At 65.7% G+C, this 12,718-nt stretch carries 17 protein-coding genes; 4 read left to right on the top strand and 13 right to left on the bottom strand.

The features are described 5' to 3' along the window. Positions 1–49: 49 nt before the first annotated feature. Positions 50–1,330: an aspartate kinase gene (locus AM2010_RS09915; protein WP_047806918.1), complete on the bottom strand. Its 1,281-nt coding sequence runs from the start codon at positions 1,328–1,330 to the stop codon at positions 50–52. A gap of 80 nt (positions 1,331–1,410) precedes the next feature. On the opposite strand from AM2010_RS09915, the gene ubiG reads away from it, so the two are divergent. Beyond that, positions 1,411–2,169 (top strand): bifunctional 2-polyprenyl-6-hydroxyphenol methylase/3-demethylubiquinol 3-O-methyltransferase UbiG, encoded by a 759-nt coding sequence (gene ubiG, locus AM2010_RS09920; RefSeq protein WP_047806919.1) that lies wholly within the window; start codon positions 1,411–1,413, stop codon positions 2,167–2,169. On the opposite strand, the gene AM2010_RS09925 is transcribed toward ubiG, so the two are convergent. Together AM2010_RS09925 and AM2010_RS09930 are read right to left on the bottom strand one after the other, a co-directional pair. Continuing rightward, positions 2,166–3,233 carry a glycerophosphodiester phosphodiesterase family protein gene (locus AM2010_RS09925; protein WP_047806920.1) on the bottom strand — a complete coding sequence of 356 codons (1,068 nt, stop codon included), beginning with the start codon at positions 3,231–3,233 and terminating at the stop codon, positions 2,166–2,168. The genes ubiG and AM2010_RS09925 overlap by 4 nt on opposite strands. Next, complete coding sequence (locus tag AM2010_RS09930) at positions 3,212–3,562, bottom strand: ArsC family reductase (RefSeq protein WP_047806921.1); 351 nt, start codon at positions 3,560–3,562, stop codon at positions 3,212–3,214. The genes AM2010_RS09925 and AM2010_RS09930 overlap by 22 nt, the downstream gene beginning before the upstream one ends. Before the next feature lie 199 nt (positions 3,563–3,761). Here AM2010_RS09930 and AM2010_RS09935 point away from each other — a divergent pair, with 199 nt between their 5' ends. Beyond that, a complete protein-coding gene (locus AM2010_RS09935) occupies positions 3,762–4,247 on the top strand; it encodes a DUF2165 family protein (RefSeq protein WP_047806922.1) in 486 nt (161 codons plus the stop codon). A gap of 57 nt (positions 4,248–4,304) precedes the next feature. Here AM2010_RS09935 and AM2010_RS09940 read toward each other — a convergent pair whose 3' ends face one another. From AM2010_RS09940 to AM2010_RS09975, 8 genes are all read right to left on the bottom strand, one after another. Next, positions 4,305–4,616, bottom strand: coding sequence for an antibiotic biosynthesis monooxygenase family protein (locus AM2010_RS09940; protein ID WP_047806923.1), 312 nt, complete (start codon positions 4,614–4,616; stop codon positions 4,305–4,307). A gap of 7 nt (positions 4,617–4,623) precedes the next feature. After that, complete coding sequence (ruvC, locus tag AM2010_RS09945; RefSeq protein WP_047806924.1) at positions 4,624–5,094, bottom strand: crossover junction endodeoxyribonuclease RuvC; 471 nt, start codon at positions 5,092–5,094, stop codon at positions 4,624–4,626. 228 nt (positions 5,095–5,322) lie between these two features. After that, complete coding sequence (locus AM2010_RS09950; RefSeq protein ID WP_047806925.1) at positions 5,323–6,069, bottom strand: YebC/PmpR family DNA-binding transcriptional regulator; 747 nt, start codon at positions 6,067–6,069, stop codon at positions 5,323–5,325. Positions 6,070–6,162: 93 nt separating this feature from the next. After that, positions 6,163–6,624 carry an AAC(3)-I family aminoglycoside N-acetyltransferase gene (locus AM2010_RS09955; protein ID WP_047806926.1) on the bottom strand — a complete coding sequence of 154 codons (462 nt, stop codon included), beginning with the start codon at positions 6,622–6,624 and terminating at the stop codon, positions 6,163–6,165. A gap of 1 nt (position 6,625) precedes the next feature. Next, positions 6,626–6,973 (bottom strand): heavy metal-binding domain-containing protein, encoded by a 348-nt coding sequence (locus tag AM2010_RS09960; RefSeq protein WP_201784075.1) that lies wholly within the window; start codon positions 6,971–6,973, stop codon positions 6,626–6,628. Positions 6,974–6,986: 13 nt separating this feature from the next. Then, complete coding sequence (locus tag AM2010_RS09965; protein ID WP_047807892.1) at positions 6,987–7,802, bottom strand: SDR family oxidoreductase; 816 nt, start codon at positions 7,800–7,802, stop codon at positions 6,987–6,989. A gap of 164 nt (positions 7,803–7,966) precedes the next feature. Further along, entirely contained in the window at positions 7,967–8,203 is a 237-nt protein-coding gene (locus tag AM2010_RS09970; protein ID WP_047806927.1) for a DUF2312 domain-containing protein, read from the bottom strand. Positions 8,204–8,298: 95 nt separating this feature from the next. Then, positions 8,299–8,622: a DUF1244 domain-containing protein gene (locus AM2010_RS09975; RefSeq protein ID WP_082132993.1), complete on the bottom strand. Its 324-nt coding sequence runs from the start codon at positions 8,620–8,622 to the stop codon at positions 8,299–8,301. 47 nt (positions 8,623–8,669) lie between these two features. Here AM2010_RS09975 and pyk point away from each other — a divergent pair, with 47 nt between their 5' ends. Together pyk and AM2010_RS09985 are read left to right on the top strand one after the other, a co-directional pair. Further along, positions 8,670–10,124, top strand: coding sequence for a pyruvate kinase (gene pyk / locus AM2010_RS09980; RefSeq protein WP_047806929.1), 1,455 nt, complete (start codon positions 8,670–8,672; stop codon positions 10,122–10,124). A gap of 118 nt (positions 10,125–10,242) precedes the next feature. After that, positions 10,243–10,809, top strand: a complete 567-nt coding sequence (locus tag AM2010_RS09985) for a cation efflux transmembrane domain-containing protein (protein WP_420834959.1) — start codon at positions 10,243–10,245, stop codon at positions 10,807–10,809. Between the two features lie 7 nt (positions 10,810–10,816). Here AM2010_RS09985 and gltX read toward each other — a convergent pair whose 3' ends face one another. Together gltX and AM2010_RS09995 are read right to left on the bottom strand one after the other, a co-directional pair. Then, a complete protein-coding gene (gene gltX, locus AM2010_RS09990) occupies positions 10,817–12,160 on the bottom strand; it encodes a glutamate--tRNA ligase (RefSeq protein WP_047806931.1) in 1,344 nt (447 codons plus the stop codon). 27 nt (positions 12,161–12,187) lie between these two features. Beyond that, positions 12,188–12,631 (bottom strand): hypothetical protein, encoded by a 444-nt coding sequence (locus AM2010_RS09995; protein WP_047806932.1) that lies wholly within the window; start codon positions 12,629–12,631, stop codon positions 12,188–12,190. Positions 12,632–12,718: the final 87 nt, after the last annotated feature.

Below are 12,718 nucleotides of genomic sequence, written 5' to 3' on the forward strand. Positions count from 1 at the left end.
AGTTAAGGAATGGTTAGCCGGTGTGACCGAACGAGCAGTTAACCGTCTGCTATGCCGCCTCGTCGTCCACATCGAGGCCGTAGGCCGTGTGGAGAACGCGCACCGCAAGCTCGGTCTCATCCTCGTCGATCATCACCGAAACCTTGATCTCGCTGGTGGAAATCGCCTGAATGTTGATCCCGCGATCGGACAGCGAGCGGAACATCGTCGCGGCGACCCCGGCATGGCTTTTCATGCCCACCCCGACGACCGAGATCTTGGCGATCTTCGAATCGGTGATGATGCGGTTGAAGCCGATGTCGCCTCGCCGATCCTCCAGCAGCGCCTGAGCGCGCGCCAGATCGGCCTGCGGAACGGTGAAGGTCACGTCGGTCTCGCCCTTGTCGCGGCCGACGTTCTGGATGATCATGTCGACGTTGATCGACGCCTGGGCGAGCGGTTCGAAGATGAAGGCGACCGCCCCCGGCTTGTCGGGCACGCGGGTGAGAATGACCTTGGCCTCGTTCTTGTCGTGCGCAATGCCGGTGACGAGTTGGCGTTCCATGTCGCCCTTCTCCACTAGTTGGTTCATCTCTTCTTCGGAAACGATCATCGTGCCGGGAATATCGTCCGCCGCCGCGGCATCGTCACCGATGAAGCTGGACAGGACCTGGAGCCGGACATCTTCCTTCATCGCCAGGCCGACTGAGCGGGTCTGCAGCACTTTCGCACCGACCGATGCGAGTTCGAGCATTTCCTCGTACGTCACGGCCTTCAGCTTGCGCGCCTTGGCCACGATCCGCGGGTCGGTGGTATAGACGCCGTCGACATCGGTATAGATATCGCATCGGTCGGCCCCGACCGCCGCCGCGACGGCGACCGCGGAAGTATCCGAACCGCCGCGCCCCAGCGTCGTCAGCCGCCCATCGTCGCCAATGCCCTGGAAGCCGGGAATGACCGCGATCTCGCCCGCTGCCATCGAAGACATCAGGGCCTCGGGATCGATCGCGTCGATCCGCGCCTTAGCATGAGCTTCCACCGTGCGAACCGGCAATTGCCAGCCGAGCCACGAGCGCGCCTTGCAGCCAAGCGACTGCAGCGTCAGCGCCAGGAGGCCGCTGGTCACCTGTTCGCCGCTGGCGACGACCACGTCGTATTCGGCCGGATCGTAAAGCGCATTGGCCTCGCGGCAGAAATTGACCAGGCGATCGGTTTCCCCCGCCATCGCGGAAACGACCACCGCCACTTCGTGCCCGGCCGCCTGCTGCTTGCGCACGATATTGGCGACGCGGCGGATGCGCTCGGTCCCGGCCATCGAAGTGCCGCCGAATTTCATCACTATGCGCGCCAAGTCTCGTCGCTCCCCTGCATTGATGCCCGCCGTGCCTGCGGGCGCTGGTGCCGGTCCTTGCGCGCTGTTAGGGGGGGCGCATGGGCGATGCAACAATCTCGGGTGAAACCAATTCTACGGGCGGCCAAACCATCCGCCCCGGCGAAGCCGAGCATTTCGGCGCGCTGGCGCACGACTGGTGGGACCCGAAAGGGTCCTCTGCCATGTTGCACCGGCTCAACCCCGTTCGCCTCGCCTTCGTGCGCGATGCGATCGACGGCCACTGGGCGGGCGATCCGCGCGGGGCCAGGCCGCTTGCCGGGCGCAGCGCGCTCGACGTCGGCTGCGGTGCCGGGCTGCTGTGCGAGCCGCTGGCCCGCCTGGGCGCCGAAGTCACCGGCGTGGACGCCGCGCCCGAGAACGCCGCCGCCGCCGCGCATCATGCGCAAGGGGCCGGGCTCGACATCCGCTACATCGCCGGCGAGATCACGACGCTCGATCTCGGCACGTTCGATCTCGTCACCGCGATGGAAGTGATCGAACATGTCGCGGACAAGCGCGCCTTCCTCGCCGCGCTGGCCGAGCGGCTGGCACCGGGCGGGCTGATGATCCTTTCCACCCCCAACCGCACCGCCCGTTCGCGCGTGCTGCTGGTCGGCGCGGCAGAGGCGGCCGGCGCGATCCCGCGCGGGACCCACCACTGGGACGATTTCGTCACCCCCGACGAACTGCGCGACATGCTGGCCGAAACCGGCCTGACGATGGGCGAACCGCGCGGCATCGCGTTCTCGCCCACCAGGGGGCTGCACCTGTCGGGCGACCTCGCGCTGAATTACATCGTTACGGCCAGCCGCGCCTAGGCCGGGCAGGTCGCCCCGGCGCGCGCAGCCACCGCGATCGCGGGATCGTCGGTAAAGACACCATCGACCCCCGTCCGCGCGAGTAGGGTCCAGAGCTTCTCCGGGCAGCCGCGCAAGGCATCGCCATCTCCCTGCCGCAGCGATGGCGGGAGGAAGGCATTCTCCTTGCGCAAGGTCCAGGCATGGACCTGCAACCCGGCGGCATGGGCGGCGCTGACCAGCCCGCTCGGCGTGCCATCGATTTCGATCACGAGGCGGATGTCCGCGCCGATCGCGTCGGCATATTCGGCGATCCGCCGCGTGCCGGCCATCGTCACCATGTCGGCATAGCGCATATCCGGCGCGTCCGCCGGCCCGCCCTCTGCCGCGACGAGCTGCACCAGCCGGTAATCGCTGGCCGCGTCGAGCCGGCGCAGCGGCGCGATCTCGAAGCTCTGGATATAGATCGGGTCGTCCGGCGCGATTTTCGCTGCCGCAAGCTCGCGCAGCAGCAGATCGACCGTGTCGATCCCCGCTTCCGCCAGCAGGTGCCCCGAATGCTTGAGTTCGGGATAGAGGCCGATACGGCGGCCGGTTTCCGCTTCCCTGGCGCGGACCAGCGCGATGATCTCGGCAAACGTGGGCACCTGATAGAGGCCGTCGTGACGCGCATTGGTCGGGCGTAGCGCGGGCAGGCGCTCCTTGGCGCGCAGGCGGCGCAGTTCGGCGAGCGTGAAATCTTCGGCAAACCAGCCGGTTACGGTGTGCCCGTCGATCGTGCGGGTGCGGCGGCGGTCTGCGAACTCGGGCCGTTCGGCCACGTCGGTCGTGCCCGAAATTTCCGTCTCGTGCCGGGCCACGAGCACGCCGTCGCGCGTCGCGACTAGGTCAGGCTCGATATAGTCGGCGCCCTGGTCGATCGCCCGTTCGTAAGCCGCCAGCGTATGTTCGGGCCGTTCGCCGCTTGCCCCGCGATGGGCGATCACCAGCGGCTGGCCGAAATCCTGCGCGACGGCGGGGATGGCCGACGGGACGAAGACGGCGGCGATCAGCGCCGGCGCACTCAGGAAAAGGCTGCGTCCCATTCATCCTCCGCAAAACCGACCAGCAGGCCGCCCGGATATTCGACCACCGGGCGCTTGATCATGCTCGGCTGTTCTTGCAGCAGCATGACGGCCTTGTCCGCATCGATATCGGCCTTCTGCGCGTCGGACAGCTTGCGATAGGTCGTCCCCCGCCGGTTCAGCACTGTGTCCACCCCCACGGCCGCGATCCATTCGCGCAGCCGGGCCGGATCGGCGCCTTCCTTCTTGTAGTCGTGAAACACGTAATCCACCCCGCGCGCATCAAGCCACTTGCGCGCCTTCTTCACCGTGTCGCAGTTGGGGATGCCGTAGAAGTGAATGCTGGTCATGAATCTCGATACCTCGTGCCTTGGGCGCCGGTCGTAAAAGCCGGAGGAACGCTCCGCAAGGCGATACGGGGTGCCAAGGACGATGGAAGCGCGGATCGGGCCCATGCGGCCCGGTCGCCCTGCCTGCGGGCAACGCCAGTTGCGCGCTTTGCCGCAGCGATCCTCCCCTGCTAGGTTTCGCGAAGGGGAGGGTTTTGTCATGGTGAGACTTCTGAAATCGGCGCTCGTTCTTTTCATCGGGCTTCATGCATTGTTCTACGCCTTGCAGAACATGGCCAACATCGATGCCGCGCACGGGGCTCTGGCCTATGTCCTGAGCGGCGCGGATCACGAGGTCTATCCGGCGACTATATTCTTCAAGACCGGCAATCCCCTGCTCGCATGGATCGGGCTCGCGGTGGTCCTGATCGGAGAATTTGCCGTGGCGTTCTTCGGTATCAAGGGCGGCTGGGACCTTTTCGCAGCACGTTCGGCAACGGCCGAAGAATTTCACGCGGCCAAGCGAAGCGGCGTGATTGCCGCGGGCCTTGCGCTGCTGGTCTGGTTCGGGTTTTTCATGAGCTTCGGCGCCGCTTTCTTTCAGATGTGGCAGACGCAGATCGGAACCGGATCGATGGAGGGCGCCTTCATGTATGCCATCGCATCGGCCATCACCATGATCTTCGTCAGCGCGACGAACGACTGACGGGCAAGCGGCAGGCGTTGCAGGCTGCAGTGAAAAGCTGCAACGCCGCGCCGCCCGTTATCCGGCCCCACCCCCGAACCGGTGAACGCGGGGATCGGGGCAGGCGAAGAGGGTGTAGCTTTCGTAGTATTCCCCGCGCCCGCGGGTCTGGACCAGGCGGTGTTCGGCCATGCGGCCCCAGGCGCGGGCGGCGGCTTCATCGGCCCATTCGGACAGCGCGATCACTTCGCCGTCTTCGGCGGTGTAGCTCTTGAACGAGACGAAGCCGGGCTGCGCCTGCGCCAGTTCCAGCATGTGCTGCGCGTCCGCCTCGTAAGCGGCATAGTCGATATCGGCCCGCTTGCGATTGCGAAAAACGACCAGGAACATCGGCCTTTTACCTCCCACCCAGATGCGCGTCGGCGATCGCCACGGCCAGTGCGTCCGCCGCGTCTGGCCCGGTGACGGCGGTGCCGGGAAGCAGGATCTTGAGCATGGCCTGAACCTGCTGCTTGTCCGCCCCGCCGGTGCCCACCACAGCTTTCTTCACCAGCCGCGCGGCGTGTTCGCGCACGTCGAGCCCGGCCCCACCGCAGGCGGCCAGCACCGCACCGCGCGCCTGCGCCAGCTTGAGGGTCGATTGCGGGTTCTTGTTGAGGAAGATCTCCTCCGCCGCTGCGCGGTCGGGCCGGTGTTCCGCAAGCACCGCGTCGAGCGCCGTCACCAGATGCGAGAGGCGCGCGGCGATGGGCGCCTTGGGGTCGGTCTTCACCTGCCCGTTGGCGACGTGGCTGATGCGGCTGCCCTCCACCCGCACGACGCCCCAGCCGGTGCAGGAGAGCGAGGGATCGAGGCCGAGGATGATCATGCCGATGCCAATCCGCCCGAACCGTCATGCTGAACTCGTTTCAGCATCCATTGTGCCTCCCCGCTCGTGCGATGCGGGTGGAGGAATGGACCCTGAAACCAGTTCAGGGTGACGGGATTGGAAATGTACAGCCTCACACGGGATCACCGTGCATGAAAAAGCCCCTGATGAACATAAGGTAGAGCAGCCCGATCACGATTGCGATCACGGCGCCCCACCCTATCCGCCTCACGCCTCCAGCTTCTCCATCACTTCGTCGGAAATCTCGTAATTGCCCCACACGGTCTGCACGTCGTCGTCATCGTCGAGCGCGTCGACCAGCTTGAGCAGGGTGCCGGCGGGGCCTTCTTCCATTTCCACGGTGATGTTGGGCTTCCACGCCAGCTTGACGTTTTCCGCCTCGCCCAGCGTCTTTTCCAGCGCGCCGGCGACTTCGTGCAGCGCCTCCATCTCGGTCCAGATCGTGTGGCCGCCCTCGTCGCTTTCGACATCGTCGGCTCCGGCCTCGATCGCGGCTTCGAGAACCTTTTCCTCGTCACCCACGCTGGCCGGGTACTCAATCAGGCCCTTGCGCTCGAACCCGTGGGCGACCGATCCTTCGGTGCCCAGGTTGCCGCCGTTCTTGGAAAAGGCCGTGCGCACGGCAGTGGCGGTGCGGTTGCGGTTGTCGGTCAGCGCCTCCACGATCAGCGCCACCCCGCCGGGGCCATAGCCTTCGTAACGGACTTCTTCGTAATTATCCTCGTCCCCGCCACTCGCCTTGTCGATCGCGCGCTGGATATTGTCCTTCGGCATCGACTGCGCCTTGGCGTTGTTCACCGCCAGCCGCAGGCGCGGGTTCATGTCGGGATCGGGCGCGCCCATCTTCGCCGCCACGGTGATTTCGCGGCTGAGCTTGGAAAAGAGGTTCGAACGCTTCTTATCCTGCGCACCCTTGCGGTGCATGATATTCTTGAATTTGGAATGGCCTGCCATGGTCACCTACGATCTGTGTGGATCATGCGGGCACCACGTCCGGCGCGGGCCGCATCGTCTGCCGCTCCTAGCGGAGCATGAAGGGCCGGGCAATCAGGGTGCGATATCGAAATGCAGAACTTCCTCGCGCGTGCCGATCCTGTCGTACAGCGCGATCGCTGCGGCGTCCTCTTCCCCGATATCAGCCTGGACGTAAACGACCCAGGACCCGACCGCGCGGGCGATCCGGCGCACTTCATCGATCAGCCCGGTCGCGACCCCGCGCCGACGCCAGGCGGATACGACGGCCAGGTCGTAGATATAGATCTCGCTCCGCGCCTGTTCGAACTTGGGCAGGACATAGCCGGCAAGCGCGCCGACCATCGCGCCGTCCGCTTCCGCCGCCAGCAGGATCGTGTCCTTGCGCGCCAGCAGCCGCGCGGCGTAGGCATCGTCGGGCGGCTGGCGGCAATAGCTTTCGCGATCGTCGAAAACTTCGCCGAACAGATCGTTCAACCTGCGAAATCGCCGCAAGTCGCCCGGCCCCAGGCGAACAACTCCGAAGGCGCGATCCACGTCAGATCTTCACTGCGGTTCCGCTGGCGGAGACCATCAGCATCGATCCGGTATCGCCAATCACCTCGTAATCGAGATCCACGCCGACCACGGCATTGCCGCCGCGCGATCCGCATTCGGCCTGCAATTCCTCGATCGCCTGTTCGCGCGCATCGCGCAGAATGCGCTCGTAGCTGCCCGACCGTCCGCCCACGATGTCGCGGATATTGGCGAAAAGATCGCGGAACAGGTTGGCGCCCACGATCACCTCGCCGGTGACGACACCCAGATAATCCTGGATCGGACGCCCTTCCACAGTGTGAGTGGTGGTGACGATAATTCCGCGCGCATCCTTCCAGGGGCCTGCCATTGCCGTTCGCTCCTCAGCCGTTGACGATGATCCCGCCGTTGGGATGCAGGACCTGCCCCGACATATAGGACGAATCCTCGCAGGCAAGGAAGAGGAACGCGGGCGCCACTTCGTTGGGCTGGCCCGGGCGGCCCATCGGCGTGTCTTCGCCGAAATGCTCGACCTTTTCGGGCGGTGCGCCGCCGCACGGGTTCAACGGGGACCAGATCGGGCCGGGCGCAACCGCGTTTACGCGAATGCCGTCGCCGACCAGGTTCTCGCTCAGCGAGCGGGTGAAGGCGGTGATCGCCCCCTTGGTCGCCGAATAATCGAGCAGCCCGCCCGACCCCTTGTACATCGTCACGCTGGTGCAATTGACGATCGCCGCGCCGGCCTTGAGATGCGGCCGCGCGGCCTGGGTGAGGTAGAACATCGAGAAGATGTTGGTCTGGAACGTGCGCTGAAGCTGTTCCTCGGTAATGTCGGTCACGTCGTCGTCAGGGTGCTGCTCGCCCGCGTTGTTGACCAGTACGTCCAGCCGGCCCCAGCGGTCTATCACCGCGCGCACGAACCCATCGGCGTGTTTGGGATCGCCCAGGTCGCCGGCGGACAGCAGCACTTGCGCGCCTTCCGCCTCGCACAGCTCGCGGGTCCTGTTGGCGTCGTCATGCTCTTCGAGATAGGCGATCGCGACATTCGCGCCTTCGCGGGCGAAAAGCACTGCGGTGGCGCGGCCGATTCCGCTGTCGCCGCCGGTGACGATCGCCACCTTGCCCTTCAGCCGCCCCGATCCGGGATAGCGCGGCTGCCATTCAGGCTTCGGCTCCAGCGCCGATTCGTGGCCGGGCATTTCCGGCTCTTCCGCGGTTTCGTCGATATGTGCCTTGTCGAACGTTTTCAAATCCTGTTCGGTCATCGGTCGGTCCTGCATTGTCTTGGAGGGGACATGCAGAACCAACCGCCGTGGCGCCCCGGCCGTTCCGGGAAAGCGCCACGGCTCGACCGGCAGGACCGTCAGCCCAGCCCGAGCGCGGCCTTGTAGGTATCGAGCACCATTTCCATTTCCGCGCGGTCATCGGGCGTCATCTTCCGCAGGCGGACGATCTGGCGCATGATCTTGGTGTCGTAACCGACAGCCTTCGCCTCCGCATAGACATCGCGGATATCGTCGGCGATGCCCTTCTTCTCTTCTTCGAGGCGTTCGATACGCTCGATCAACAGGCGCAGGCGATCGTCGGTGGTTTCGGCCATCTGGTGCTTCTCCGCATAAGGCAAGAATCGTTCGGCCCGTCCGTTAGCGGGCGCGTGGGGGACGGTGAACCCGCCTTTCCACAGCTTGCGCCTTTTTAACGCAGATCGGCGCGATTGCGGGTCAGGCTGGCTTCCATCCGCGCGATCTGTTCCTCGCTCGCGGCCGTCTGGTGGCGGGCCTTCCATTGATCCTGCGGCATCCCGTGGATCAATTCGCGCGCCGCCGCCTTGTCTTCGGGATAGCCGGCATCGCGGATCCAGTCGGCCAGGCAATTGCGGCAGAACCCGGCCAGGCCCATCAGGTCGATGTTCTGCGCATCGTGCCGGTGGCGCAAGTGGCGCACCAGGCGGCGGAAGGCCGCTGCCGCCACTTCATCGTCGAGCCGGTCGAGCGGGTCGGAGGAATTCGTATCCGTCATCGCGTTTTCCTTGTCTTGCAACACTCGTCTGGCATAGCGCATCGCACATGCAAAAGCTCGATCCGCGCGCCCGCAAGGTCAAGATCCTGGCCACCACCGGCCCCGCCAGCCGTGAACCGGAGATGCTGCGCAAGCTTTTCCGGGCCGGGGCGGACGCCTTCCGCGTCAATATGAGCCACGGCGACCATGCCACGCACGCCCAGACGATGCAGGCGATCCGCGCCCTTGAGAAGGAATTCGGCCGCCCGATCGCGATCCTGTGCGATCTGCAGGGGCCGAAGCTGCGCGTGGGCGAATTCAGGGACGGGCAGGCCGTTATCCGCCATTCGGGGCACTTCACGCTCGACCGCAATCCCGAACCGGGCGACGATACCCGCGTCCATCTGCCGCACCCCGAACTGTTCGGCCTGCTGGCCAAGGGGCAGCGCCTGCTGATCAACGACGGCAAGATCCGCCTGCGGGTGATCCGGGCGGACGAGAACGAGATTTTCTGCTCTGCCGAAGTCGGCGGCGTGATTTCCAACCGCAAGGGCGTGAACGTGCCCGATGCCGAAGTGCCGATCCCCGCACTGACGGAGAAGGACCGGCGCGATCTTGCCTTCGCGATGGAACAGGGCGCGGACTGGATCGGCCTGTCCTTCGTCCAGCGGCCCGAGGATCTGGCCGAAGCGCGCAAGCTGATGGGCGGGCGCGGATCGCTGTGCGCCAAGATCGAAAAACCGATGGCAGTGCGCCGGATCGACGAGATCGTCGAACTGGCGGACGGCATCATGGTCGCGCGCGGCGATCTGGGCGTGGAACTGGAACCGCAGGAAGTTCCGCCGCTGCAGAAGAAGATCGTCAACAAGGCGCGCACCGCTGGCAAGCCGGTGATCGTCGCGACCCAGATGCTCGAATCGATGATCGAAAGCCCCGCACCGACCCGCGCCGAGGTTTCGGACGTGGCCAATGCCGTTTACGACGGCGCCGATGCGGTGATGCTGAGCGCGGAAACCGCTGCCGGCGAATGGCCGGAAGAAGCGGTGACGATCATGGACAAGATCGCCACCCAGGTCGAACGCGACGATGCCTATCTGGAACGGGTTCGTTTCCTCGACACCCCGCCCGACCGCACGACGGCCGATGCGCTGTCCCACGCCTGCATGACGATCGCGGACACAGTGGCAATATCGGCGATCACCGTCTTCACCGGTTCGGGCAGCACCGCCCGCCGGGTGGCGCGCGAACGGCCGAGCGTGCCGATGCTTGTCCTGACCCCCTCTATGGCAACGGCGCGCCGGGTCGGCCTGTTGTGGGGCGCTCATGCGGTCGCGACCAAGGATATCGGCAGCTTCGAAGAAATGATCGCCAAGGGCAAGCGCATGGCCCTGCGCCACGGTTTCGGCCAGGCGGGCAGCAAGCTGATCGCGCTCGCCGGGGTGCCTTTCGGAACGCCGGGCAGCACCAATCTGCTGCACGTCGTCACGCTGACGGGCGACGAACTGAACAAGCGCGCCGACTGAAATCCGCGCGGTTGATCCATCCCGCCCGCCGCGCCATATCGCGCGCATGGCGGACGATTGCTGCTCTGCAAAAGGTCCTGAACTCGAACGCCTCGCGCGCAGATCGGGGCAACGCCGCGTGCTCATCGCCGTCCTCGGCATCAACGCGGCGATGTTCGTGGCCGAATTCGGCGCCGGCCTGATCGCCGGCTCCGCCGCGCTGATGGCGGATGCCACCGATATGCTGGGCGACGCGCTGGTCTATGCCGTCAGTCTTTATGCCCTGAATCGCAGCGACCGATGGAAAGCGGGCGCAGCGGTGATGAAGGGGATCTTCATCCTGGTGCTGGGCCTGGGCATCCTGGTCAACGTGGGGATCAAGATCGCCAGCGGGGTTCCGCCGTCTTCCACCCTGATGCTGATTTTCGGCGCGCTTGCGCTGGGTGCCAATCTCATATGCCTGCGCCTGCTGTGGCAGTTCCGCGATCAGGACGTGAACATGGCCAGCACGTTCGAGTGTTCGCGCAACGACGTGGTGTCCAATGTCGGCGTTCTGCTTGCCGCGGGCGCAGTCGCGCTGTTCGATTCGCCCTGGCCCGACATCCTCGTCGGCCTGGCGATGGCGGCCATCATCCTGCGTTCGGCGATCCGTGTTCTGCGCGCGGCATGGCCGCAACTGCGCATGGGTCCGGCAGAAAGCCGCTGAACGGGTTTCAGCCGGCCGCGTTTTCCAGCCGGCGACGCGCCTCGTCCTCACCGATCAGCGGCAGCAGTTCAGCCATATCGGGCCCGTGGTCCATCCCCGTCAACGCCTGGCGCAGGGGAAGGAACAGCGCCTTGCCCTTGCGCTCCGTCGCCGCCTTCAGCGCGCCGGTAAGCGCGCGCCACGGATCGTCGCCCCAGGCCAGCAGTCGCGCCGCTTCGCGCAGATAGGCGCGGTCGTCTTCGGTGAATGCCGGTGGATCGATCGGTCCGGTCACCAGCCGCCACCATTCCGCCGCCTCGCCGACATGCGACAGATTGGGGCGGATCGCGTGCCAGCCGGCCGCATCCATGCCATCGGGCAGCCGCGGGGCGACCGCATCGAAATCGAGCTGATGGACGATCGCGGCATTGATCCGTTCCAGCTCTGCATCGTCGAACTTGGCTGGTGCGCGGCCGAATGTCTCAAGGTCGAAACTCTCGATCAGCGCCGCTCGTTCGCCAATCGGCTCGACAGGCAGCGAAGTGCCGAGCCGCGCCAGCAGCGCGATCAGCGCCTGCGGCTCGATCCCCCGTTCGCGAAAGGCATCGCAGCCGAGCGAGCCGAGCCGTTTGGACAGCTTCCCTTCGCTGCCGACCAGCAGCGCTTCGTGCGCGAAGCGGGGCCTCTGCCCGGCATGGCCTGCCGCGATGAGGGCATCGAACATCTGGATCTGAACCGCAGTGTTGGAAACATGATCTTCGCCCCGCAGCACATCGGTGACCCCCATCGCAAGATCGTCCACCGCACTGGGCAACATATAGAGCCACGATCCGTCCGCCCGGCGGATCACCGGATCGGAAAGCTGGGCCGGATCGAACTTCTGCGCACCGCGCACGCCGTCGTCCCACGTGATCGATGCCTCGTGGTCCAGCCGGAAGCGCCAATGCGGCGCGATGCCTTCGGCGGCCTTTTCCGCATGATCGGCCTCGTTCAGCGCCAGGGCGGCGCGGTCGTATATCGGCGGCAGGCCGCGACCGAGCAGGATCTTGCGCTTCAGCTCCAGTTCCTGCGCCGTTTCGTAACAGCGATAGACCCGCCCGGCGGCGCGCAGCGCCTCGAACGCCCGCTCGTAGTGATCGAGGCGTGCCGACTGCCGCTCCTCCCCGTCCGGCTCCAGCCCGAGCCAGGCGAGGTCGGCGCGGATCGCCGCGACATATTCCTCGCGGCTGCGTTCCGCATCGGTGTCGTCGATCCGCAGCAGGAAACGCCCGCCCTGCTTGCGCGCCAGCATCCAGTTATGGAGCGCGGTGCGGATATTGCCGACATGCAGGCGCCCGGTCGGCGAAGGGGCGAAGCGGGTGGTCGTGGTCATGACCGGCGCGATAGCCGAGGCTTGCGCTTATTGCGAGAACAGGGTGACGCTGTGTCCGCCACCGGTAAGCTCTATGCCATTCGATGGCGTTCGCGCGACACGCGCGACCAAATCGAGCGCCTCGGCGAGACGCTGTTGTTCTGGATGGACGCCGATCGCGCACACTTCCGTGTCGGCTGGCCGCTCGGTCGTTAGCGCTCCGGCCTCGTAGGAATAGGTCCAGTCGAACCCGGCACAGCGCGGCTGGTAGAAGATGGCCGTTTCGGTGATCGACAGACCGATACCGATATCTCCACCCACTTTGGCGCCATCGATCCCGGCGACGCGATATTCACCGACCAGGGATGCCGGCGCTGCGGCAGGCGTCGCATCGTCAGTCGGAGTGGCTGGACCGGATGGAGCGGAATCTCCAGCAGGCTGGCACGCCGCGAGCAGGATCGCGGGGACCACAACGTGCACATGGCGGGTCATGTCAGCGCTCCATCGGTTAGATGCGGTGTTATCGACCACCAGTCTAGCGTCGATCCGGCGCACGAAAAAGCCCCGCCGGATCGATCC

It is taken from the genome of Pelagerythrobacter marensis (genome assembly GCF_001028625.1).
Classification (GTDB): domain Bacteria; phylum Pseudomonadota; class Alphaproteobacteria; order Sphingomonadales; family Sphingomonadaceae; genus Pelagerythrobacter; species Pelagerythrobacter marensis.